At 72.1% G+C, this 2,475-nt stretch carries 2 protein-coding genes and 1 pseudogene; all 3 read right to left on the reverse strand.

All coding sequences use genetic code 11. From position 1 onward, the window contains the following. Positions 1 to 664 (reverse strand): annotated as a pseudogene (locus G6027_RS15040) (hypothetical protein); the annotation flags it as partial. Continuing rightward, on the reverse strand, positions 661 to 1,527 hold the full coding sequence (locus tag G6027_RS15045) for a heme ABC transporter ATP-binding protein (protein ID WP_182637878.1): 867 nt from the start codon (positions 1,525 to 1,527) through the stop codon (positions 661 to 663). The pseudogene G6027_RS15040 and the gene G6027_RS15045, both read right to left, overlap by 4 nt. Then, a partial coding sequence (locus G6027_RS15050) for an iron ABC transporter permease (RefSeq protein ID WP_182637879.1) occupies positions 1,524 to 2,475 on the reverse strand: 952 nt, incomplete at its 5' end. The genes G6027_RS15045 and G6027_RS15050, both read right to left, overlap by 4 nt.

A 2,475-nucleotide genomic window follows, 5' to 3' on the forward strand; every position in this document is an offset into this window, starting at 1 on the left:
CCGCGGCCGGACGACCGGCCGTGGAGTCGGAGGCGGGCGCGCCCGCTGCCGGGGGCTGCTCGACCGCAGGTGCCGGTTCCCCGCCCCGGAAGCTCACCGGGGTGAAGGTCTCGTTGGCGCCGTTGCGGACGCCGTGCGCGCCCCACGTGAGGAAACCGCAGGTGACCTTGGTGCAGTCGATGCTCTTGCCCCCGGCTCCGGTGAACGTGGGCCCGGGAACCGTGAGGTTCACCCGGAACGACCCGTCGGAACCCATCGTCGCCTGGGCTTCCCCCGACGTCGACGAGCCGGGGAAGGCCACGAACGCCTGGAAGCCCTGATTACTGCGCGACTGCTCGTCGGGGACGTAGTCGTAGGTCCGGCCGGTCGCGCCCCCCTTCGACGGCCCCCACCCGGACCCGTTGACCCATCCGAACCCGATGTACACGCCACCGAAGCCGCCCTCGACGGCCTGGAAACCCGAACCCGACACGGTGAACCCGGTCTGGCCCGAGCTCGACGCCACCGCCCCGCCCAGCGAACTGGACGCCGTCAGTCGCGCGGCGGCGTTCGCCGGCGCTTCGGTCAGCACGGCGAGTGCCGAGGTGCCGAGCAGCGCCAGCGCCAGGACCGCGAGCATCCGTACCGCGGACGCCCGCATCGTCGATGACCGGGTATGTATCACGAGAACTCCTTGACGAGGGCCGACCCGGGTGCTGCTTCGAACGCGGGCTCCGGCGTCCGGGCGGTGCGGAACCGTCGTCGATCCGGGGTGACCAACAGGTCCCCGGTGACGGGATGACGGTCGACGAGAACCGGCTGCTGATAGACCTCTTCCACCAGCTCGGCGGTGAGGACCTGGTCGGGCGGCCCCTCGGCCCGGATCCGACCCTCGGAGATCATGACGAGTCGGTCGGACCATGCCGCCGCCAACTCGAGGTCGTGCAGGACCACCACCACTGCTCCGCCGGCATCGGCCACGGTCCGGGCCAACTCCAGGACGATCTCCTGATGGCGCAGGTCCACTGCCGCGGTGGGTTCGTCCAGGAGCAGCACGCCGGCTCGCTGGGCGAGCGCCCTCGAGAGGGAGGCACGCGCCTTCTCCCCACCGGACAGGGTCGGGAAGGTCCGGGACCGCAGGGGGGAGGTGTCGGTGGCGGCCAACGAGGCCTCGATGATCTCCTCGTCGTCGTCGCCCTCGGGCAGCGCCGCCCAGGGGGCGCGCCCCATCGCGACGATCTCCCGCACGGTGAAGGGGAAGGCGACCGAGTTGGCCTGGGTGAGCAGGGCCCGACGGCGGGCGAGGTCCCCGAGGCGCCACCGCCGTAGATCTGTGCCGTCGAGCACGGAGCGGCCGGAGTCCGGGACGGTGTCCCCGGCCACCACGCCGAGCAGTGTGGACTTGCCCGCCCCGTTGGGGCCGACCAGCGCCAGCACCTCACCGGCGTAGACCTCCAGGTCCACGGCGTCGAGCAACGTCCGGCCGCCGATTCGTACTGTGACGCGCTCGGCGGACAGCACCGGCACCCGGGTCCCGTCTCCGCTCATCCCCAGCCTCCTGCGGTGCGACGGGTGCGGTGGAGGAGCCAGAAGAAGAACGGTCCGCCGACGGCGGCCGTCACCATCCCCAGTGGCAGCTCCGCGTAGTTCACGGCGGTGCGGGCGAGCAGGTCGGCCGCCAGCAGGCACACCGCACCACCCAGCGCCGATGCCGGCAACAACAGACGGTGTCCCGGTCCGGCGATCATGCGGACGAGGTGCGGCACCACCAGGCCGACAAAGGCGACGATGCCGCAGAAACTCACCGCAGCGGCCGTGAGCAGGCCGACCAGCAGGATCGAGACGATCCGCAACCGCTCCACGTTCACGCCCAGGTGACGGGCCGGGCGCTCTCCGAGCGCGAGCAGGTCCAGAGGTCGCGCCAGGCGGGCCGCCAGGACCAGTCCGAGCAGCGCCAGAGGCGCCACCACCAGGACGTGCTCCCACCGGCTGCCGTTCAGGCTTCCCAGCTGCCAGAACACGATCTCCTCGCGGGCCTGGGTGTCTCCGAGGAACATGAGCAGCGCCAGCGCGGCGCCGGCGACGGCGTTCACGGCGATGCCGGTGAGGACCAGCGTGACCACCTCGGTCCGGCCGTTGCTGCGGCTGAACAGGTACACCGCCGTGGTGGTGATGATGCCGGCGACGAAGGCGCAGACGACGCTGGTCCAGGCGCCGAAGGCGGTCAGCCCGAAGACGATCGCCGCCGCGGCTCCCACGGCCGCCCCGGCGGAGACGCCCACCACACTGGGCTCGGCGAGCGGGTTACCGAACGCACCCTGCATGAGCGCACCGGCCACCGCGAGGGCTGCGCCCACGACCATCGCCATGGCCACCCGCGGGAACCGGACGCTCCACAGCGTGGCATCGGCGCGGGGGTGACTCGCGGCAGGTCCCACGTCGATCCCGAGGCCTCGGAGGAATCCGGACGCGACCTCCGTCGCCGGGATGGGCAGC

The sequence above is a fragment of the Dietzia sp. SLG310A2-38A2 genome (assembly GCF_014145095.1).
Classification (GTDB): domain Bacteria; phylum Actinomycetota; class Actinomycetes; order Mycobacteriales; family Mycobacteriaceae; genus Dietzia.

What these genes read in the sequence shown, in the direction of transcription:
- G6027_RS15045 (WP_182637878.1), bottom strand. Translation starts at nt 1,527, where the DNA reads ATGAGCGGAGACGGGACCCGGGTGCCGGTGCTGTCCGCCGAGCGCGTC.